This window comes from Arthrobacter sp. JUb115, from assembly GCF_004365035.1.
Taxonomy (GTDB): domain Bacteria; phylum Actinomycetota; class Actinomycetes; order Actinomycetales; family Micrococcaceae; genus Glutamicibacter.
Genome location: NZ_SOBS01000012.1, coordinates 23,540 through 42,053 on the forward strand (window position 1 = coordinate 23,540; position 18,514 = coordinate 42,053).

Consider the following 18,514-nt stretch of genomic DNA (forward strand, 5'->3'; position numbering starts at 1 on the left):
GACGACAGCAGGAGCAGTAGGCAACAGATGAAGCTGGAACTGTATACGCAACCATTCTGCGCACCGTGCGTGCGCACGCGGCTGGCTGTCGCCCGCGTGCAGGAACTGCTGCCCGCGTTGGAGGTCGAAGAGATCAATGTCGTGGAGCAGGTTGAGCGCGGCGAGGAAATGGGAATCACCAGCACCCCGGTCATTCGGCTATTGCAGGAAGGCACGGAGAAATTCCGTGCCAGCCAGACACCGACTATCAATCAGCTGTTGACCGCTATCGCTGAAGCCAGCGACTAGTCTCACGCCAGCTCGAAGCCCAAGGTGCACGGTTCTTGCCCATTCATGGGGAAGAATAGGTCAAGTGATTACTGTGCCCGGCGTCCAACATGAATGCTTCGAACGTGTTCTAGCCGACTCTTCCAACCGCATTGAGTGGCTCCGCGCACGGGCCCAGGGCATCACCGCAACGGACGTGGCCAAGTTGTCCACCGAGAAGTCCATCAAGAACGCCGCATGGGACAAGCTCTACGGCAATGGCTTCTCCGGCAATCCCTACACCGATCACGGGCGCAAGCGCGAACCGGTCATCGCTGCCTGGGTCCAAGAGAATTTCAATATTTTCCCCTCCTCCCAGCTCTTCCACTCGCAGCATTCGAGACTCCATCTGGCGACTCCCGATGGCTTGGGTTTCGATGCATCGGGAGTTCCGGTTTTGGCTGAAATCAAGACCACCAACAAGCCCTTCAAGAAGATCCCCAAGAGCTACCTGCGCCAGGTGCTCTGGCAGCAGCATGTGATCGGGGCCGAACGCACGTTGTTCGTTTGGGAAGAGCACGATAATTTCGTGCCGGTGCGCGCGGTTCCCGAATACCTTTGGGTGGAACGTGACGATGACTTGATCCAGGATCTCATCGGCAAGGCCGAGTCGCTCATCTCGGCATTGCGCGAAGCGACGGCCCGCCAGGAGCGCTACAACGACTACGGACCCGCTGCGTTGCGGCTCTAGGTCCCCGGAAACGGCAAAAGCCGCTGATCCCAGTTCACAGTACTGGGATCAGCGGCTTCCGTTATGCCGCTAGACCGGGTTGCTTGGAATCATCCGGGGATCCGGCAGGCAATCAGGGTAGTTTTCCACCAGCTCGGCCAGCAGCTTCTCCCGAAGCATATTGCGCAGGTTCCACAGGTCCCCGGCGTTGCGCGCGGATAAATAAATGGTCACTGTTTGCAAGCCGTTTTGCGCGTCGGTCACGAGCAGCTCATTGTCCCGGCCATCCCACCAGTCGGAGGCTTCAAGCAGTTCGCTGCTACGCTGGCGCAGGTAGGAAATCGGCGCATTGAGCTTCAGCTGCAGTGCTACGTTTCCGGAGATCTCCGTGCTGCGCCGCGACCAGTTCTCAAATGGCGTCGTGGTGAAGTAGGTCGATGGCAGGATCATCCGGCGCCCGTCGATCAGGTGCACCACGACGTAGGAGAGGGTGATCTCCTCTACCGTGCCGCGTTCCCCCTCGACTACCACTGTGTCGTCCACGCGAATCGAGTCGGTAAAGGCCACTTGCAAACCGGCAAATACGTTCGCCAACGTTGACTGCACGGCCAGGCCAACGACCACCGAAGCCAGGCCAGCCGAGGCCAACAGGCCGGCGCCCAGCGCCCTGACTTGCTCGATCGTCAGCAGCACCGCGGCGATTGCAATGATGCAGAGCACCGCAACCAGTACCCGTCGCATCAGGCCGACCTGCGTCTGGACCTTGGCCAGCCTGCGCCCTGGACCGAATCTCGCCTCGAAGCGTGCCATCATGCCGGTCTCAATCACGCGCACCAGCTTGATGATGAACCAGGTGAGGAAGAAGACCAGAATGATCAGGATGGCGAACTGCCAGGGGTTGTACCAAGTGCGTTCTCGATAGAAGACTGCGAAGGCCGACTTGGCAATAATCGAGGTAACCAGGCCGAAGAACGGGAATCTGGTGGCTTTCACGTCGGCTTCGTCCACGCCGATCCGGCGCAGCACGCGGCGGGCAACGCCGCTGAAAACAAACGCCAGGATTGCGGCTACGAGCGCACCGATGAGCAGGACAACCCAAAATTGCAACGATTCGGGGAGGAAGCTTGAGGCTGTAATGACTTCCTCGACGGTTTCGCCGATGGGTTCAACGGGGGTAGGTGACATGTTTAAAGCATGTCATATGGCGCTAAATAAATGCTGTGTGGAACCTGCCTTCCGCCCTACGGCCCGGGAGTTCTCCGGCTCCATTGCAGAAGCGTCTCAGAGTGGTTCCAATTCTTTTCTGCCCTTGCGCTTGCCGCATTCCAGGCCTTTAGTTGATTCACTGGCAGTCCGCTCTGCCTGCGGGCGCAAACCAAGAGAGACGGTGATCCATATGCGCAACGGAAAAATTGGAATCGTTCTAGGCACGGTGGCGGCAGCCTTGCTCGTGGTGACGCCCGCTTCCGCGGCGGCCCCCGCTCCGGCCGCCCTCGCGTCTGCTTCCTGCCCAACGGTTTATTGGGGATCCTTGGCCAAAACCAGCTCCTTGTCCACGCATTCCGCAGTGGAAAATCTTCGGACCGGACGGCACCTGTGCTTTGACCGGCTGGTCATCGATCTCGCAGGACCAGCTGCCAGCCATTCAGCCAGGTATGTCAGCGAACTGACCGGAATCGGTTCCGGCCTGCAGGTGGACACCACTGGCGGTGCCAACCTGGAAATCCTGGTGCAGGCCCCGGCAACCGAGGATTTCAACCCGGGCGCCGAAGTGAAGAATCTGGGCTACACGACGTTCCGCCAATTGGTGTGGCTGGGCAGCTTTGAAGGCCAAACCAAAGTGGGGCTCTCGACCAGGGCACGGCTGCCCATGCGCGTGTTCGCACTGCCTGGACCTGGCGACGGTTCACGCTTGGTCATCGATGTTGCGCACCATTGGTAAAGAAGGTTCATTTCCTTGATGCGTTCGCAACTTTTTGCGTGACGTACCACGTAACACCGGGTCAACCTGCTGATTAATGTGCCACCATGCTAAGTATGTCGCGCACATTCTCTTATCAGCAGGTTGATGTCTTTGCACCCACTGCTTTCAACGGCAATGGCCTGGGAGTCGTGTTCAATGCCGACAGCCTGAGCGATGACCAGATGCAGCACTTTGCGCAGTGGATGAATCTTGCGGAAACTGTATTCTTCGTCGAGCCCACTGATGAGGAAGCGGACTACGCCATTCGCATTTTCACCCCGAGCACCGAGCTGCCCTTTGCTGGCCATCCGACGCTGGGCGCGGCTCATGCTTGGCTGGAGTCCGGTGGCGAGGCTGGTCCCGCAGGCCATCTGATCCAGCAATGCGGTGCCGGACTGATTCCGGTGCGTGTGGAACGGGAAAGCAGCGACCGCCACTCGCGGCGCTTGGCCTTCCTCGCACCCCCGCTGACCAGGTCGGGCCCTTTGGAACCAGATGTCCTGCAATGGGCGATTGCCGGGCTGGGCATTCGCGAAGAAGACGTGGTGGACCACCAGTGGCTGGTCAACGGTCCGCATCCTGCGGGCCTGGTGCTGCGTGACGCCGATATCGTGCTGGGCATCGAACCTGACTATGAGGCGCTGCAGGGATTGGAAGTAGGCGTCATCGGCCCCTACACCGCAGCCAGCGTTTCGCAGAGCGTGTGGCAACCGCGCGGATCGGTCATGCCGCGCGTTTCCGGTACCCGCGAAGAGCTGCGTCCGCTGGACTTCTCTGATTTTGAGCGTTCCGAAGAGCGCTTCCGCAATGTGGTGCTGCAGCCTCCGGCGGACTATGAGGTCCGTGCCTTCATTCCCGGCGAGGCTGTTCCGGAAGACCCTGCCACCGGTTCGCTGAATGCTGCGTTCGGCATCTGGCTGACGCAGACCGGTTATGCACCCCAGCGCTATACCGTGCGCCAGGGCACGCGTTTGGGCCGCGAAGCGATCTTGCATATTGAAGCTACCGAAAAAGGCGTCTGGGTCAGTGGCGATGTCGCCACCCGCATCTCGGGCGATGTGAGTTTCGACTGATTTCCTATGCATAGTTTCGCTATCCGTTCCGCACAGGGCTGATAGGGACTAGCCTTGACCAGTGCCTGAAACTGCGAATCCCGAAACACACTTCGACAAGAAAGCCGCCTGGCGTGCCCTCTGGGCACTGGTCATCGGCTTCTTCATGATCCTGCTGGACACCACGATCGTGTCCACCGCAATGCCCTCCATCATGACGTCGCTGGACGCCGATATCTCCAGCATCTTGTGGGTCAACAGCGCGTACCTGCTCACCTTCGCGGTGCCGCTGCTGGTCACCGGGCGCCTCGGTGACCGCTTCGGTCCGCGCAATATCTACCTCATCGGCATGGTGGTCTTCTCGCTGGCCTCGCTGTGGTGCGGCTTGTCCGATTCCCTCGGCTCGCTGGTGGCGGCGCGCGCCGTCCAGGGCCTTGGCGCTTCGATGATTTCCCCTCAGGCGATGACGCTCATTACCCGCCTCTTCCCTTATCAGCACCGCGGTGCAGCCATGGGCCTATGGGGTGCAGTGGCGGGCATCGCTTCGCTGATCGGTCCGATTGCCGGCGGTCTGCTGGTGGACTCCATCGGCTGGGAATGGATCTTCTTCATCAACTTGCCCATCGCGGTAGTCAGCTTGACCATGGTCTTCAAATTCGTGCCAGCCCTTGAATCCCAAGCGCATTCCTTCGACTGGTTCGGCGTCATCCTTTCGGCGTTGGCCATGTTCTGCTTGGTCTTCGGCATCCAGGAAGGCGATGCCACCAATTGGGAACCATTCATTGGCCCGCTGAATTCGTGGCATCTGATTATCATCGGCGCGGTGCTGATGGGAGCCTTCATCTGGTGGCAGTCCAAGACCACGTCTGAACCGCTGGTTCCGCTGCGATTGTTCAAGGTCCGCAATTTCTCCTTGGCCAATGTCGCGATCACCTTCATGGGCCTGACCATCGCGACCATCGCCTTGCCGATGGTGTTCTTCTTGCAGAATGTCCGAGGCCTGACTCCCACCGAATCCGCGTTGATGATTTCTCCGATGGCTTTCGTGGCGATCTTCCTCGCGCCGCAGCTGGGAAAGAAGGTCAATCAGCTCAGCCCGCGGATCTTGGCCGTGCCCGGGTTCTTCCTGTTTGGCGGTGCCACGGTGGTCTACGCCTTCATGATGCACGCCGATATCCCGCTGTGGATGCTGCTGATTCCTTCAGCGGTTCAAGGCATCGGTTCAGCCATGATCTGGCCATCGCTGTCGCTGGCAGCCACCAAGGACTTGACCGCGCGTGATGCGGGTGCCGGTTCAGGGATTTACAACACCACCCGGCAAATCGGTTCAGTGCTTGGTTCTGCGCTGATCGCGGTGATGATGGATGCCCGCATTTCGGCACAGATCGCGCAGGCAGATTCCAAGGATCCTGCGGTGATCATGGAAGCCACGTCTGTTGGCCTGGGACAGGCACTGATGCTGCCGGGCTTCATCGGCGTGGCTGCTGTGCTCGTTGTAGCGTTCCTCAGCGATGGCAAGAAGGCGCAGCGCCACTAGCCAGAGGCAGCTCTTAACGGAGCCAGCGCCTGGTCCGGGACTCGAAAGTCGCTGGATCAGGCGCTGGCTTCGTGGTCGCTAGACCTTGTCTTCAGGTTCTTCGTTGCTATCGCCGTTCTTGAATTCATCGACCTTCTCGCCGATTTTTTCTTGGGCGTCCGCTGCGAAGTTCTTCACGTTCTCGGTAGCGTCGCCTGCGAAATCCTTCGCGTTTTCGACTGCCTCGCCCAGCTTCTTCTTTGCATCATCTAAGAAACCCATTGGTTCTCCTCTTAGCTTGTAGTTCAAATGTGGCCGCTGAAAACCGCAGTCTCCAAGATCAACTTACGGCTTGCCGAGCGTTTTGCTCAAGCGATTCCGTCCGCTTATTTTCCTTTCTTGATCTTCTTGGCGCCCTTGCGGCCAAGAATCAATGCCACAGCGATACCTGCCAGCCATACGTCCTTGGCCAGGGCGGTGCCATCCGCGGTTGGGCGGATGCCGTCGGATTCTGTCATGCCCGGAGTGCGCAGGTAGGAAGCCAGCAGCACACCGGAGAATGCGCCCAGGCCCAAGCCGGCCAGCCGCGATGGGATCAGCGGCAGCAGCAAGGCGCTACCCAGCGAGATCTCGCCGATGGATACGGCCTTGCCGAAAACTGCCGGTTCCAGCTCGGCCAGCTGAGGCACGCCGTTGGCTGCCATCTGCTGCAGGCCTGCGGCGCTGGCTTCATCGATGCGCAACTTGTTGATGCCGCTGTTGAGAATGAACGCACCACTGACCAAACGTAGCGCGGCGTTTGCAATCGAGATTCCCATGGGCCCTCACTTCTCTTTCATTTCGTCCAAGAATGGCGTTCCAGCATGGAACGCCCTGATGTTCAGCGTAGTCATGGGCGCAGTAGTTCACAATCATTTGCGCGGCGCGCATAGCTGAACCCAAGAATTTCCCAGCTTGAATCGTGCTAAATTCGTGAATCATGATCGCTTCTTCCGCAGTACCCCCAGCAGCCCTTGATCTACTCATTACCCAGGGCTTCGATGCCACCAGCGTCGACGAGCTGGCAGCTGCCGCTGGCATTTCCCGTTCCACTTTCTTCCGCCGTTTCGGGTCGAAAGAGAATATGGTCTTCGCCGACCAGAAAATGATCATTACACACGTCGAGACCACGCTGGCCGCCTCGTCGGTTGATGCAATCACTACGCTCATCGATGCCGCGCATGTGGTTTTCGACCAGTACACGGTCAACCCAGAAGGCGCCCAGCTGCGCCACAAGCTGCTCTCCTCGGTGCCGTCGCTGCGAGAGCGCGAGCTGGTCTCCACTCACCGTTACGAACGGGCGTTTTACGGGTTCCTGAACCGTCGCGATTTGGCAAAGAGCGCCACGGAGAAATCGCTGTGCCTGGGCGTTAGCGCTGGCCTGGTTGCGATCCACAACGATCATTTGCGCAGCTGGCTGAAAGACGCGCATAGCACGGACCGCACCAAGCTGGCGAACGATGTGCGCCAGTTCCTGAACCGCTTCGCAGATCTGCTCGACCCCGAACAGGCAGCGACTGCCACCAAGCCGGCGGCCCCCAGCGTGGTGGTTTCCGTCTTGGATGCCGGCGCCGATGAGCAGGCGATTCTCCAGGCCGTCTCCCGCGCGCTCAAAGAGCACGGAAAATAATCGATTCCACCCAACTTCTGAAACCAAGTTTCTTGACATGGCACTGCGTTCCACTAGTCTAGGAGTGAAGCTTTTTTCACCGTAGCTATTAGGAGCATCTGAAATGTCCCAGCTGGAGACCGGTTTTGAATTTCCCGCCGGCGTTGTCGAACCCGAATACGACCTGTGGTCCGGAGACGTCAATATCGATCCGACCGGAATCTTCGCCGAAGTAGGCGAAGCGGACAACGCGTGGCGAGCCAAGGCCCGCGCATTCATCCTCGACGAGGTCAAGGACGACATCCACGAGTACTGGGACAAGGCCGACTACCCGCTGCATCTGCTCAAGAAGCTCGGCGATGCGGATCTGCTGCGCGATGGCCTGAACCTGGAAGGCTACGAGGAAATGAGCCCGCTGGCTGCCGGCTTGGTCAACATGGAAATGGCCCGTGGCGACGGTTCGGTCTCCACCATTGTTGGCGTCCAGGGCGGTCTGGCTCTGCGCTCCGTGCTGTACTGCGGCAATGCCCAGCAGATCAAGAAGTACGCCATCCCCATGCTGCGCGGCGAACTTCCAGGCGCCTTCGCGCTGACTGAACCAACTCATGGTTCCGACTCGGTTTCGCTGGAAACCCGTGCCGCCAAGGTCGAGGGCGGATACCGCCTGAGCGGTGAAAAGAAATGGATCGGCAACGGCTCGGTCGGTGGCGTGAGCATCGTTTGGGCCCGCGACGACGAGGGCAAGGTCCGCGGATTCATCGTGCACCAGGATGCCGAAGGCTACAAGGCCACCACCATCGAAAACAAGCTCTCCTTGCGCGCTATCTGGCAGGCGCATATCCGCATGGAGAACGTCTTCGTTCCGGACCACGATGTGATGCCCGAAGCCAAGAGCTTCAAGGACACCTCACGGGTCCTGTTCGCCACCCGGCTGGGTGTCGCCTGGTCTGCCGTGGGCCACGCGACCGCTTGCTACGAGTCGGCCGTGAGCTACGCCAAGCAGCGCGTGCAGTTCGGCCGTCCGCTGGCCGCCAGCCAGATCGTCCAGGAGCGCCTGGCCCGCATGCAGTCCGAACTGGCTACTATCCAGGTTCTGGTCATGCAGGCGACCAAGCGCGAAACTTCCGGTGAGCTGACCGGCCCGCAGGCGTCGCTGGCCAAGTACACCGCTACCCGCACCGCACGCGCCATCGCAGCGAACGCCCGCGACCTGCTCGGCGGCAACGGCATCCTGACCAGCAACCGCGTGGCCCGCCATTTCGCCGATGTGGAAGCAATCCACACCTATGAAGGCACCGAAACCGTGCAGGCATTGATCATGGGCCGCGACATCACCGGCTTCTCAGCGTTCGCCTAGAACCTGGGCGCCGGAAAGCACGCCGGGACCTGGCTCGTTCTTCCGGGCCCCGGCCCCGGCGTGCTTTTGCCTACTGCCGGCCCAATCGGTTCTTGGTCTTTGCCGTTGCCACGTGGTCCCATGGATTCTCCGGCCAAGGATGCTTCGGGTAGCGCCCGCGCATTTCAGAACGCACCTGGGCGTAGGGCCCATTGAAGAAGCTAACCAGGTCATCGGTCACCGCCAGCGGCCGGCCACCGGGCGAAAGCAAGTGGAACTGGACGGCAAGCTTGCCCTTGACCAGCCGCGGCGACTCATCGAGCCCGAAGCATTCTTGCAATTTCACGGCGACGACCGCTGGACCGGTTTCACCGACCTCGGGATAGGCCACGGAAATCCTTGATCCCGAAGGCACCTGGAGCCGTTCGGGCACCAGCGAATCAAAATCATGGGCATGCTCCCACGGCAGCAAGGTCCGCAATGCCGAATACAGGTCAACCTTGGCCGCGTTCTTGCCGGCGGCTACCTGCCGCAAGACCGGCTGCAGCCAGTTGCCCGCCGAGGCAATCAGGGCCTGGTCATCCACCGCGGCAAAGGGTTCGCCCAGCAGGCGATGGGCCACGGCCATTCGCCGGCGCAAGGCATCAAACTTTTCATGGGTGCCGAAGAAGGCTATCCCCTGCGTAGCTATGGCGCTGGCAACAGCCTGCATGCCCAGCTCTGCGGTGGCCTTGACCGGATGGGCCGCCAGCTCGATCTCGCCGAAGCTCTCGATCTGGCGAGCGGTGATCCTGCCGTCAACCAGCTCCGCCACTTCGCGCTTCTGGTGCATCTGCGGCAACAGGTCGACGGCAGTGCCAAGTTCGATGCCAACGGCCCGTCGGATCACCGCCTTGGATCCGGCACGGGAGACTTCGGCGACCGCAAGAAATTCCTCATGCATCAGCTGGCTGCCGCGTGGCAAGGTTGCCCGGGTCCCCGAAGCCAACAGGTATTCCTCCTGGCCGACCTTGCGCGCAATCCATTGCGGGTACGCCAAAGCGCACACGCCTGCCAGGGCCGCAGCTGCCGGTGCAGGCTGCCGCCCGGTGCGGTTTTCCGCAGTGCCCAGGAGCTTTTCCAGGCGCTGCGCTTCATGCTTCCAGGCACGGTGCGCCGGATGCGAACTCCGGCGCACCGCGGCAAGCAATTCATTCAGGTCCGCACTGGCAATGCGTTCCGAGCTGGCCATCAATGCGACAGCATCCGAGGCAGCCCGGGTGCCGAAAATCCGGCTGCCTTCGAGCAACGCGCGGGCGGCACGCGGGTCTGCTGGAACCTTCATCATCTGCTCGCCCAGGGCGGTGATCTGCCCGGTGCCGTCAACCGCGTCCAGGCTGCGCAGGATCTGCTCATCGCTGGCCATGGCGCTAGCCGGCGGCGCTTCCCACATGGCCAGCCCCTCGCCACGCGGGGTCCCCCATGCCGCGAGCGACAAGCCGGCGGCGACCAGGTCGCCGGTGCGGATTTCCGGTGTGGAGTGCGCCGGGGCGGCGGCAAAGGACTTGGGGTCCAGGGTCCGCACCACCTTGCCCGGCCCGAGTCGTCCTGCCCGGCCCGCCCGCTGGGTGGCCGCGGAACGGCTGGCCACCACGGTCATCAACCCCGAGAAACCACGCGAGCTGTCTCGGCGCGGCTCGCGGGCGTAGCCGGCGTCCACCACCAGATGAACGCGCGGCACGGTCACCGACGATTCGGCAATGGAGGTGGAGACGATGATCCGCGGGGCGCTGCCAGCCTCCGGCTCACTGAGGATCCGGTCTTGTTCCTTGGAAGAGATCTGCGAGTGCAAGGCCAGGACTTGCACTCCGGAGGCAGAAATCTGCGAGCAGACGCGGTCGACTTCCCGTACCCCGGGGACGAACACCAAGGTGTCCACCGGGGTTGCGCTTGCTGCGTTGGCTGCCGCGCTGTGGCGTACCGCGACGGCGGCAACGTGGCGCAGGTAGTCATCGTTCAGCCCGCGTTCGGTGTTCCGGATTCCGGCGAAGCTGTCGAAAGCTTCTTGCACGGCAAACTGCGCGGTGTGGGCGCTGAGCACTGGAGCGGCCTGGCCACGGGCCAGCAGCGCCGAGAGTTCCCCGGCGTGCAAGGTGGCACTCATCAGGATCAGCGACAGGTCATCACGCAATTCGCTGACCTGGTTGGCCATCGCCAGCAACAAATCCGTATCGATTGACCGCTCGTGGACCTCATCAATGATCACCGCGCTCACACCGGCAAGATCCGGATCGGCCAGCAACCTGCGCAGCATCAGGCCTGCGGTCACGAATTCCACGCGGGTCTGCGCCGAAGCTTGCCGTTCCCCGCGCACGGCGAAGCCAACGCGCTGGCCCAGAACCGATCCATCAAGCTGGGCGAGGCGACGGGCAGCGGCCCGGGCTGCGACACGGCGTGGCTGGGTCACGATGATCTTGCCAGCCAGTCCTGCCTGGTCCAGGGCGTTGGCTACCGTGGGTGGAACTATCGTCGTCTTGCCGGATCCCGGTGGCGCCTGGATCACCAACGGCTGGGCAGGATTAGCCGCCAAGGATTCATGGAGTTCCTCCCTGCTGGGACCGAAAGCCAGCCCTGAAGCAATCCTGTTCAGGTCGAAGCGGGCCGAACTCATGCTTGGCGTCCATCCCAGAAGGACTCGATGGCCTCGACCACAGGTTCAATCGGGAACAGGGTGCTGCCGTGGGTTCGCCCCGGCAAGGCCACCATGCGCGCATTGGGCAAAGTGCGGACCATGATCTTGTTCTGGTCGAAGCGCGGCTGGTCCCGGGTGCCGATCAGCAGCAAGGTCGGGATTCTGATCTTCGCCAGCTCGGACAGGTTGATGTTCTGCAGGGTCTCGGCGGCCTCGTAGTAGGCAGCCAGGGCCAGCGGGTCGTTGGACTTGAAGGCCATGCGGGTTGCTGGATCCAGGCGTCCATTCTTTTCTTGCCCGGTGACGAATCCTTCGATGTCGCCATTGCGCAGGACCTCGAGGTAGCCGGGGAAGAAGAGCTTCCCGATTTCGCCGGGGGTAATTTCGTAGGTGCCGCCGAGCATGATCAACGAGATCACCTGCTCTGGGTGGTGCATGGCCATGTGCAGCCCGGTGCGTGCGCCAAAAGAGTAGCCGACAATGTGAATACGTCCGATGCCCAGGTGATCCATCACCGCGCGGATATCGCCGGCCACCTTGTCCATGGTGTAGTCGGCTACGTCATGGGATTTGGCTGACTTGCCATGCCCGCGCAGGTCCATGCGGATGGTGCGGTGCCCCTGGCCCAACGCCTTGGTGTAGCCGAGTCCTCTCCAGATGGACCGGGACAGGGCGGAGCCATGGAGGAAGAGAATCGGCTCCCCGGCAGCCCCGTCATCGTCAAAGAAGATTTCGGAACCATCTGCGGGATTATTGATCATCGGCATGCCTTCGATTAAATCCTGTATTGACGTTGAAGGCGAAATCAGTGTTTGCCGCCGCCCTCGACATCCGCGGCTAATAGGTGAACACTGAAGACACAGGGTCCAGCCATCCGCAGGGGGTGGCCCACGGAAGTTGGGAGGAAGATCATGCCTGAACAATCAGCTGCTGGGCAGCCCGGTGGCGCTGAAGAGGAAAAGCTGCGGCTGGCCGCAGAAGAAAAGAAGCGCCATGACGAGCACGATGAAGCTCTCGTCGAAGAGTGGGAAGACGAGTCATTCCCGGCTTCGGATCCGCCTTCGAATTATTAGCAAAAGCCTTTTCCCAAGAGACCGCACACCTCGCATTCAGCTACTTTCAAGTTTCAGCTCCTAGTGTGGTTATTACCTTCTCAAGGTGCGAGTGATCTAGATGAACCGATCCGCACAGGCGTTACCTCCTTGGCCTGGCGGGTCGGTTCTTCATTTAATCCCAATCCACGAAACCATTACGCACACAGCGGATCCACCTTTGCGCTATTTATTTAGTTCAGGCTCTGGCCTATTGTGGAAACTGACGTCAAATCGATTTCCGCTCGCCAGCGCTTGACCTGGCAGAAAGGTGCCTCGTGGAATACGAACGCCTCCCGTCCATCCCGGAACTGCACCGTCCCTACACTGCTGCCGCAGACCGCTATGCGCACTTCGGCTACCGCCGCGTTGGCGACTCCGGCCTGCGCCTGCCCCCGCTGTCCCTGGGACTGTGGTGGAATTTCGGCGATAACCGTCCATTCGATTCCCAGCGCGAGATCCTGCGCCACGCTTTCGATAACGGCATCAACCACTTCGATCTGGCCAACAACTATGGTCCTCCGGCAGGTTCAGCCGAAGAGAACTTCGGCCGCATGATGGAAAAGGACTTCAAGCCCTACCGCAACGAGCTGGTCATCTCCTCCAAGGCCGGCTACGACATGTGGCCAGGCCCGCACGGCACCTTCGGCTCGCGCAAGTACCTGCTGGCCTCCTGCGAAGCCTCGCTGAAGAAGATGAATCTGGACTACGTGGACATCTTCTATTCGCACCGTTTCGATCCGAAGACTCCTCTGGAAGAAACCATCGGCGCTTTGGATACCCTGGTTCGCCAGGGCAAGGCCACCTACGTGGGCATCTCCTCGTACTCGGCAGAACGCACCGCCGAGGCTGCCGCTATCGCCAAGGACCTGGGAACCCCGCTGGTAATCCATCAGCCTTCCTACAACATCCTGAACCCGTGGGTAGAGCACGGCCTGCTGCAAACCCTGGAAAAGGAACGCATGGGCACCATTGCTTTCACCCCGCTGGCCCAGGGCCTGCTCACCGATAAGTACCTGGAAACCACTGATGTGGTCCGCCAAGGCGGACGCCGTTCGCTCGAAGCCCAGCTGACCGATCAGAACCTGGCCAAGGTCCGCAGCATGAACGAGGTTGCGCAGACGCGCGGGCAGTCGCTGGCGCAGATGGCCCTGGCCTGGTTGCTGCGCGATGGCGCGGCAACCTCGGTATTGATCGGCGCCTCGTCCACCAAGCAGCTCGACGAGAACTTGGGCGCGCTGGACAACCTTGAGTTCTCCGACGCGGAATTGGCCCAGATTGCCAAGATCGCCCAGGGCGATGCCGGAATCGACTGGTGGCGTTCTTCCGCTATCGGCTAGTAATCCACTGATCACACAGGTAATACCTGTGTTCTTGAGCCGCGGTTTCCGAGACAAGTCTTGGAAACCGCGGCTTTTTCATTCGCTTCCGTCTGCAACTTCCACTCAAGCCAAATACCTGCTGTTCCTTGGTGGCTGAATGTTGTTTCTGCGGATAAGCTCGGAGTAGACGCAATATGAAGTGAATTACATTCATTTATTGCGTGGAGTCCGCTAGCGTTAGATCCACACGGCTTACGCTGACCACTTTTGTGCATACGACAGGAGCATTGATGAGCGCCCCAACCTACAAGGTCTTGAACCCGGCAACCGGTGAAGTCGTCGAGGAATTCGCCGCGGCCACCGATGAGCAAGTCGAACAGGCGCTGGCTGCCGCGCAGAGCGCCTACGAATCATGGCAGGACGTTGACATCAACGAACGCGCCAAGATTGTTTCCAAGGTAGGCACGCTCTTCGCCGAGCGCGCAGCAGAACTCGGCAGGATCATGACCACCGAAATGGGCAAGCCATTGTCCGAGGCCGTGGGCGAAGCTGAATTCTGCCAGGAGATCTTCGAGTACTTCGCCACCGAGGGACCAGCCTTGGCAGCGGACCAGGAGATCAAGTCCTTCTCCGGCGGCAAGGCCGTCGTTCAGAAGCGCCCGGTTGGCCCGCTGCTGGGCATCATGCCGTGGAACTTCCCGCTGTACCAGGTAGCGCGCTTCGCGGCACCTAACCTGATGCTGGGCAACACCATCATCTTGAAGCATGCCGAGTCCTGCCCGCGTTCAGCACTGGCCATCCAGGAAATCATGGATGAGGCTGGAGTACCGGCCGGCGTCTACAACAACCTCTTCGCCACCCACGACCAGATCTCCACCATCATCGCCGATTCCAGGATCCAGGGTGTTTCCTTGACCGGCTCGGAGCGCGCTGGCGCCATTATCGGCGAGCAGGCCGGCCGCAACCTGAAGAAGGCCGTACTGGAGCTGGGCGGCTCGGATCCATTTGTTGTCCTGGACTCCGATGACGTACCGGGCATCGTGGATACCGCTTGGGGCTACCGCATCGACAACACCGGCCAGGCCTGCAACTCGAACAAGCGCATGATCGTCATGGAAGACATCTATGACGAGTTCGTTTCCGAACTGACCAAGCGTGCCGAAGGCCTGCAGCCTGGCGACCCGATGGCGGAAGCCGAAGGCACCTTCGCTCCGCTGTCCTCCCGCAAGGCGGCAGAGTCCCTGCACGAGCAGGTCCAGGACGCCGTGGCCAAGGGCGCTACCCTGCACGCCGGCGGCGTGCTGCACGACGGCCCTTCGGCCTACTACTCCCCTGCGGTGCTCACCGGCATCACCAAGGAGATGCGTGCCTACTACGAGGAGCTCTTCGGCCCGGTAGCAGTGGTCTACAAGGTATCCAGCGACGAGGAAGCCACTGAGCTGGCCAACGACACCATTTACGGCTTGGGCGGTTCGGTGCACTCCACCGACGTCGAGCGTGCCTCCAGGGTGGCTCAGAAGCTGCAGTCCGGCATGACCAACGTGAATGCAGCCAGCGCAGAGGGTGCAGAAATGCCGTTTGGCGGCGTGAAGCGTTCGGGCTTCGGCCGCGAGCTTGGCCCGCTGGGCATGGACGAATTCGTGAACAAGCGCCTGTTCTACGTAGGCGAATAATTCTTTAAACGATATGGGGTAGCTGAACCAAAAGTTCAGCTACCCCATATTTTTGTGTTTAGCTATCGTCCAGCTGCAACCAGTTCCTTTTCTTCGAAAAGTTCGTCTTCGATCGAGCGCCTTCGAAGAATCTTTCTGTTCACGAATCCAGCGATCGCCGCCCATTCCTTATTGGAAATGAAGAGCAAGTCCAAAGCGATCATGACCAACGAGAACTGCCAGAGACCTGCCAGTAGAAGCGCGATGCCCATGTGCATAGTGAATAGGACCGCCACAGCCCATGGACGCAGCTTGCGCCACAGAATGAAAATGATGAAACCGCCCTGGGCAATCAGAGTCATCCACGATGATATTTTGATGAACAAACTGGACTGCCAAATCAGCTCGTTGAGTCCTGGGTAGATCTGATAAGACTCCAAATTCAAGGCATAGTAGAAGCCCGTTCCATCAAGCCAGTTATCCCCGATGACTTTCAGATAGCTGGAGATAACGTAGACAATGACGATCTGCGCCATGCACAGCAGAAGCACGATATTGTGGACCGCGTTCCATGCTGGCTTGTTCTTGCGATTGACGGTCTTTCCCTTACGTCGCCGCAACCAAGAATCCACTGAGAAATGCTCGTTGAGGTTGGCGAAAACAAGGAAGAGCAAGGTAATTCGCGTTAGCGTATCCCCGCCGTTGGTGAGATATGGGTTGTTGGACTGCAACGCAACGAGGAACAGCAGGAACAACGGCGTGATGTACTTAGTCTTCCAGCCAGCGATGAAGATCAGCACGATGGCTATGAAAGCCATGTACCCAAGGCTGAAGAGCAATTCGTCGCTCTTGGTAAGAATCGTGTCAAAGGTCCAGTAGCCGCGCCGTTTGGCTTCCGGATCAACCCACCAGGAGGCTGGCCCCCAAAGTATGGAACGGTCTTCCATGCTTGGCAGCAAGACGGTGAGCATACCGATGCCGTAAATAATACGCAGCAACGAGAAGCTGATCAGAGAGTGTTTAGATTCGAGAAGCCAGTTACCGAATTTATCAATAAGAGATGTCATTTCCTATCGGCCTTCCTGGCGGTCAATCATGTTCTCCAAATGCTCCACGGCATGTTCGTACGGGCTGGCATCAGCCGCACGCCATCCGAAGGTTCGCACGCTCGTTTCGAATTGCGCGTCGTCCATGAAGCGGTGGTTGAAGTCGTTATTTCGATCTCCGACGATGCGCCATTGCACATCACGTGCTTTCTTCCCGGTATAGGCTTCAGAGTAAACCGTGGCGTAGCGAACAAGCATGTAATCCATACGTACAAAGCTCACTACACGTGATGAGTTTTTTTCTTCACCCTGGATGGCTTTGACGACTTCACTGTCGGTCATGACATCGCGTTTCTTACCGTCAACAGAGACAAAGTTCTTCCGTGCAGTTTCCCGCTGATCGGACTTCAGCTTGTTGAATCGTGAGAGGTAAACACTGGTGGTGTTTTGAGAAAGTTTTTGAATCCGGGAGGGGGCCAAGCTGCCTTTATTCAGTAGTCGCTCTACTTCGGTAACGGGAATCCATTCCGATTCTGTGATTTTCCCGTCGTCGTCATATGCCCGGGAGCGAACCTCCAAGTAGGAGTCGCGCTTCTGAATATTGGGAGCAAAAACATTCCATTTCTGACTGAAGAACGGCGATAATTCGCGCTTCACTGGATTAGATGCTTCCACTGCCATGGATACTGCTACTGCGCTATAACCAAGGACCATTACCAACGCAACAATTACGGCTATCAGCCTTCGCGTGTGACCTTTTTTGGTCATCCTTACCTCTCGAATGTCAGGGCGTCATTCCGCTTGCCGTCATTGCCCAAATTTTCTATCGACATCGGTCTCTGCTGAACACTTTGCCGGGCATTCAGCCAGCTACTGAAATCTTCTGTATCGATTACTCGCCTATTTAAGAGAACTATATTCCAACAGAACAAGGTTCAGATGCGCAGCCACATCTAAGTCATGTGCCAAATAAAAAGTCTTGAGCTGGGCAGCTAATATCAGCTGCCCAGCTCAAGATTTATGGTGCTACTTTACGATAGCTTAGGCCTTCTTACGACGGAGCACGGTTACGGCTCCACCTGCGAGGACCAGCAGCAAGGCGATTCCGCCGATTACCAGTGGAGCGTTTGCGCCGGTGTCGGCCAACTTGTCCTTCTTGGAATCGTTCTTAGAATCGTTCTTGCCCGAATCGTTGCTGTCGTTATCGCCAGCATCGGTAGCGTCAGCATCGGTAGCGTCAGCATCGGTAGCGTCAGCATCGGTAGCGTCAGCATCGGTAGCGTCAGCATCGGTAGCGTCAGCATCGGTAGCGTCAGCATCGCATCGGTAGCGTCAGCATCGGTAGCGTCAGCATCGGTAGCGTCAGCATCGGTAGCGTCAGCATCGGTAGCGTCAGCATCGGTAGCGTCAGCATCTACTGCAGCTTCAACTACCTGGAAGGTGGTGGTGTCGTTGGTGCGACCGTCATCGGCGAAGACCGAGTATTGGCCAACTTCAACTTCTTCGAAGATTACTTCCCAGTTGCCTTCATCATCTGCCGTAACCACGAGCTCTGGAGCTGCGATGGCGTTCTGGAAGAATGCGAACACCTTTGCAATAGCGGAATCAGCGACTTCGGTAGCCTTGACAGTTACCACAGCATTTGGATCCGAGGTGCCCTTCACGAGCACGTTAGGTCCTTCAACAGTCGAGCCTTCGAGTGGAGTAACGATGTCCACTGGCAGGTATTCACCGTCTTCGTCGCCGTCCACATCCGTGCCATCTGCATCGGTAGCGTCAGCATCAACGGCATCAGCATCGGTAGCGTCAGCATCAACTGCATCGGTAGCGTCAGCATCAACTGCATCGGTAGCGTCAGCATCAACGGCATCAGCATCGGTAGCGTCAGCATCAACTGCATCGGTAGCGTCAGCATCAACGGCATCGGTAGCGTCAGCATCAACGGCATCAGCATCGGTAGCGTCAGCATCAACGGCATCAGCATCGGTAGCGTCAGCATCAACGGCATCAGCATCGGTAGCGTCAGCATCAACGGCATCAGCATCGGATCGGTAGCGTCAGCATCAACGGCATCAGCATCGGTAGCGTCAGCATCAACGGCATCAGCATCGGTAGCGTCAGCATCAACGGCATCAGCATCGGAAGCGTCAGCATCAACTGCATCGGTAGCGTCAGCATCAACTGCATCGGTAGCGTCAGCATCAACTGCATCGGTAGCGTCAGCATCAACTGCATCGGGAT

Annotated in this window: 20 protein-coding genes; 10 read left to right on the plus strand and 10 right to left on the minus strand. The window is 59.2% G+C overall.

Annotated features, from left to right (window positions below; translation table 11 throughout):
* Positions 1-27: 27 nt before the first annotated feature.
* Positions 28-288, plus strand: coding sequence for a glutaredoxin family protein (locus EDF61_RS16635; RefSeq protein WP_133834858.1), 261 nt, complete (start codon positions 28-30; stop codon positions 286-288).
* A gap of 64 nt (positions 289-352) precedes the next feature.
* Positions 353-997, plus strand: a complete 645-nt coding sequence (locus EDF61_RS16640) for a YqaJ viral recombinase family protein (protein WP_286134416.1) — start codon at positions 353-355, stop codon at positions 995-997.
* Between the two features lie 69 nt (positions 998-1,066).
* On the opposite strand, the gene EDF61_RS16645 is transcribed toward EDF61_RS16640, so the two are convergent.
* On the minus strand, positions 1,067-2,161 hold the full coding sequence (locus tag EDF61_RS16645; RefSeq protein ID WP_133834859.1) for a mechanosensitive ion channel family protein: 1,095 nt from the start codon (positions 2,159-2,161) through the stop codon (positions 1,067-1,069).
* A gap of 211 nt (positions 2,162-2,372) precedes the next feature.
* On the opposite strand from EDF61_RS16645, the gene EDF61_RS16650 reads away from it, so the two are divergent.
* The 3 genes from EDF61_RS16650 to EDF61_RS16660 all read left to right on the plus strand — a co-directional run bounded on the left by EDF61_RS16650 (position 2,373) and on the right by EDF61_RS16660 (position 5,528).
* Positions 2,373-2,918 carry an AMIN-like domain-containing (lipo)protein gene (locus EDF61_RS16650; RefSeq protein ID WP_286172315.1) on the plus strand — a complete coding sequence of 182 codons (546 nt, stop codon included), beginning with the start codon at positions 2,373-2,375 and terminating at the stop codon, positions 2,916-2,918.
* Positions 2,919-3,013: 95 nt separating this feature from the next.
* A complete protein-coding gene (locus tag EDF61_RS16655) occupies positions 3,014-4,012 on the plus strand; it encodes a PhzF family phenazine biosynthesis protein (protein ID WP_286134418.1) in 999 nt (332 codons plus the stop codon).
* A 61-nt stretch (positions 4,013-4,073) separates the two neighbouring features.
* Positions 4,074-5,528 carry a DHA2 family efflux MFS transporter permease subunit gene (locus tag EDF61_RS16660; protein ID WP_105659094.1) on the plus strand — a complete coding sequence of 485 codons (1,455 nt, stop codon included), beginning with the start codon at positions 4,074-4,076 and terminating at the stop codon, positions 5,526-5,528.
* Between the two features lie 78 nt (positions 5,529-5,606).
* Here the strand turns inward: EDF61_RS16660 and EDF61_RS16665 are convergent, their stop codons facing one another.
* Together EDF61_RS16665 and EDF61_RS16670 are read right to left on the minus strand one after the other, a co-directional pair.
* Positions 5,607-5,789 carry a hypothetical protein gene (locus tag EDF61_RS16665; protein WP_105662724.1) on the minus strand — a complete coding sequence of 61 codons (183 nt, stop codon included), beginning with the start codon at positions 5,787-5,789 and terminating at the stop codon, positions 5,607-5,609.
* Between the two features lie 104 nt (positions 5,790-5,893).
* The gene (locus tag EDF61_RS16670; RefSeq protein WP_133834860.1) at positions 5,894-6,325 is read right to left on the minus strand and encodes a DoxX family membrane protein; all 432 of its coding nucleotides are present in this window, start codon (positions 6,323-6,325) and stop codon (positions 5,894-5,896) included.
* A gap of 161 nt (positions 6,326-6,486) precedes the next feature.
* On the opposite strand from EDF61_RS16670, the gene EDF61_RS16675 reads away from it, so the two are divergent.
* Both EDF61_RS16675 and EDF61_RS16680 read left to right on the plus strand, forming a co-directional pair.
* A complete protein-coding gene (locus tag EDF61_RS16675) occupies positions 6,487-7,176 on the plus strand; it encodes a TetR/AcrR family transcriptional regulator (RefSeq protein WP_133834861.1) in 690 nt (229 codons plus the stop codon).
* A 103-nt stretch (positions 7,177-7,279) separates the two neighbouring features.
* The gene (locus EDF61_RS16680) at positions 7,280-8,512 is read left to right on the plus strand and encodes an acyl-CoA dehydrogenase family protein (RefSeq protein WP_133834862.1); all 1,233 of its coding nucleotides are present in this window, start codon (positions 7,280-7,282) and stop codon (positions 8,510-8,512) included.
* A gap of 70 nt (positions 8,513-8,582) precedes the next feature.
* On the opposite strand, the gene hrpB is transcribed toward EDF61_RS16680, so the two are convergent.
* Together hrpB and EDF61_RS16690 are read right to left on the minus strand one after the other, a co-directional pair.
* Entirely contained in the window at positions 8,583-11,141 is a 2,559-nt protein-coding gene (gene hrpB / locus EDF61_RS16685; RefSeq protein WP_105662726.1) for an ATP-dependent helicase HrpB, read from the minus strand.
* Positions 11,138-11,929, minus strand: coding sequence for an alpha/beta fold hydrolase (locus EDF61_RS16690; protein WP_286172316.1), 792 nt, complete (start codon positions 11,927-11,929; stop codon positions 11,138-11,140). The genes hrpB and EDF61_RS16690 overlap by 4 nt, the downstream gene beginning before the upstream one ends.
* A gap of 144 nt (positions 11,930-12,073) precedes the next feature.
* Here EDF61_RS16690 and EDF61_RS18875 point away from each other — a divergent pair, with 144 nt between their 5' ends.
* From EDF61_RS18875 to EDF61_RS16700, 3 genes are all read left to right on the plus strand, one after another.
* A complete protein-coding gene (locus EDF61_RS18875) occupies positions 12,074-12,235 on the plus strand; it encodes a hypothetical protein (RefSeq protein WP_166650864.1) in 162 nt (53 codons plus the stop codon).
* A gap of 296 nt (positions 12,236-12,531) precedes the next feature.
* The gene (gene mgrA / locus EDF61_RS16695; RefSeq protein ID WP_286172317.1) at positions 12,532-13,593 is read left to right on the plus strand and encodes an L-glyceraldehyde 3-phosphate reductase; all 1,062 of its coding nucleotides are present in this window, start codon (positions 12,532-12,534) and stop codon (positions 13,591-13,593) included.
* A 272-nt stretch (positions 13,594-13,865) separates the two neighbouring features.
* Positions 13,866-15,248, plus strand: a complete 1,383-nt coding sequence (locus tag EDF61_RS16700; protein WP_105659101.1) for an NAD-dependent succinate-semialdehyde dehydrogenase — start codon at positions 13,866-13,868, stop codon at positions 15,246-15,248.
* 62 nt (positions 15,249-15,310) lie between these two features.
* On the opposite strand, the gene EDF61_RS16705 is transcribed toward EDF61_RS16700, so the two are convergent.
* The 5 genes from EDF61_RS16705 to EDF61_RS18885 form a co-directional block, all read right to left on the minus strand.
* Positions 15,311-16,294, minus strand: coding sequence for an HTTM domain-containing protein (locus EDF61_RS16705; protein WP_133834863.1), 984 nt, complete (start codon positions 16,292-16,294; stop codon positions 15,311-15,313).
* A 3-nt stretch (positions 16,295-16,297) separates the two neighbouring features.
* Entirely contained in the window at positions 16,298-17,041 is a 744-nt protein-coding gene (locus EDF61_RS16710; RefSeq protein ID WP_208294297.1) for a DUF5819 family protein, read from the minus strand.
* A gap of 273 nt (positions 17,042-17,314) precedes the next feature.
* Positions 17,315-17,419, minus strand: coding sequence for an LAVTG motif-containing sortase-dependent surface protein (locus EDF61_RS19300; RefSeq protein WP_502699083.1), 105 nt, complete (start codon positions 17,417-17,419; stop codon positions 17,315-17,317).
* Complete coding sequence (locus EDF61_RS18970) at positions 17,386-17,937, minus strand: hypothetical protein (RefSeq protein WP_208294298.1); 552 nt, start codon at positions 17,935-17,937, stop codon at positions 17,386-17,388. Before EDF61_RS18970 ends, EDF61_RS19300 begins: the two co-directional genes overlap by 34 nt.
* On the minus strand, positions 17,934-18,514 hold a 581-nt coding region (locus EDF61_RS18885; protein WP_208294299.1), incomplete at its 5' end, for a hypothetical protein. The genes EDF61_RS18885 and EDF61_RS18970, both read right to left, overlap by 4 nt.

What these genes read in the sequence shown, in the direction of transcription:
- EDF61_RS16670 (WP_133834860.1), bottom strand. Translation starts at nt 6,325, where the DNA reads ATGGGAATCTCGATTGCAAACGCCGCGCTACGTTTGGTCAGTGGTGCG.
- EDF61_RS16645 (WP_133834859.1), bottom strand. Translation starts at nt 2,161, where the DNA reads ATGTCACCTACCCCCGTTGAACCCATCGGCGAAACCGTCGAGGAAGTC.
- EDF61_RS16675 (WP_133834861.1), top strand. Translation starts at nt 6,487, where the DNA reads ATGATCGCTTCTTCCGCAGTACCCCCAGCAGCCCTTGATCTACTCATT.
- hrpB (WP_105662726.1), bottom strand. Translation starts at nt 11,141, where the DNA reads ATGAGTTCGGCCCGCTTCGACCTGAACAGGATTGCTTCAGGGCTGGCT.
- EDF61_RS16650 (WP_286172315.1), top strand. Translation starts at nt 2,373, where the DNA reads ATGCGCAACGGAAAAATTGGAATCGTTCTAGGCACGGTGGCGGCAGCC.
- EDF61_RS16635 (WP_133834858.1), top strand. Translation starts at nt 28, where the DNA reads ATGAAGCTGGAACTGTATACGCAACCATTCTGCGCACCGTGCGTGCGC.
- EDF61_RS18875 (WP_166650864.1), top strand. Translation starts at nt 12,074, where the DNA reads ATGCCTGAACAATCAGCTGCTGGGCAGCCCGGTGGCGCTGAAGAGGAA.
- EDF61_RS16690 (WP_286172316.1), bottom strand. Translation starts at nt 11,929, where the DNA reads ATGCCGATGATCAATAATCCCGCAGATGGTTCCGAAATCTTCTTTGAC.
- EDF61_RS16705 (WP_133834863.1), bottom strand. Translation starts at nt 16,294, where the DNA reads ATGACATCTCTTATTGATAAATTCGGTAACTGGCTTCTCGAATCTAAA.
- EDF61_RS16665 (WP_105662724.1), bottom strand. Translation starts at nt 5,789, where the DNA reads ATGGGTTTCTTAGATGATGCAAAGAAGAAGCTGGGCGAGGCAGTCGAA.
- EDF61_RS16655 (WP_286134418.1), top strand. Translation starts at nt 3,014, where the DNA reads ATGTCGCGCACATTCTCTTATCAGCAGGTTGATGTCTTTGCACCCACT.
- EDF61_RS16680 (WP_133834862.1), top strand. Translation starts at nt 7,280, where the DNA reads ATGTCCCAGCTGGAGACCGGTTTTGAATTTCCCGCCGGCGTTGTCGAA.
- EDF61_RS16700 (WP_105659101.1), top strand. Translation starts at nt 13,866, where the DNA reads ATGAGCGCCCCAACCTACAAGGTCTTGAACCCGGCAACCGGTGAAGTC.
- EDF61_RS16710 (WP_208294297.1), bottom strand. Translation starts at nt 17,041, where the DNA reads ATGACCAAAAAAGGTCACACGCGAAGGCTGATAGCCGTAATTGTTGCG.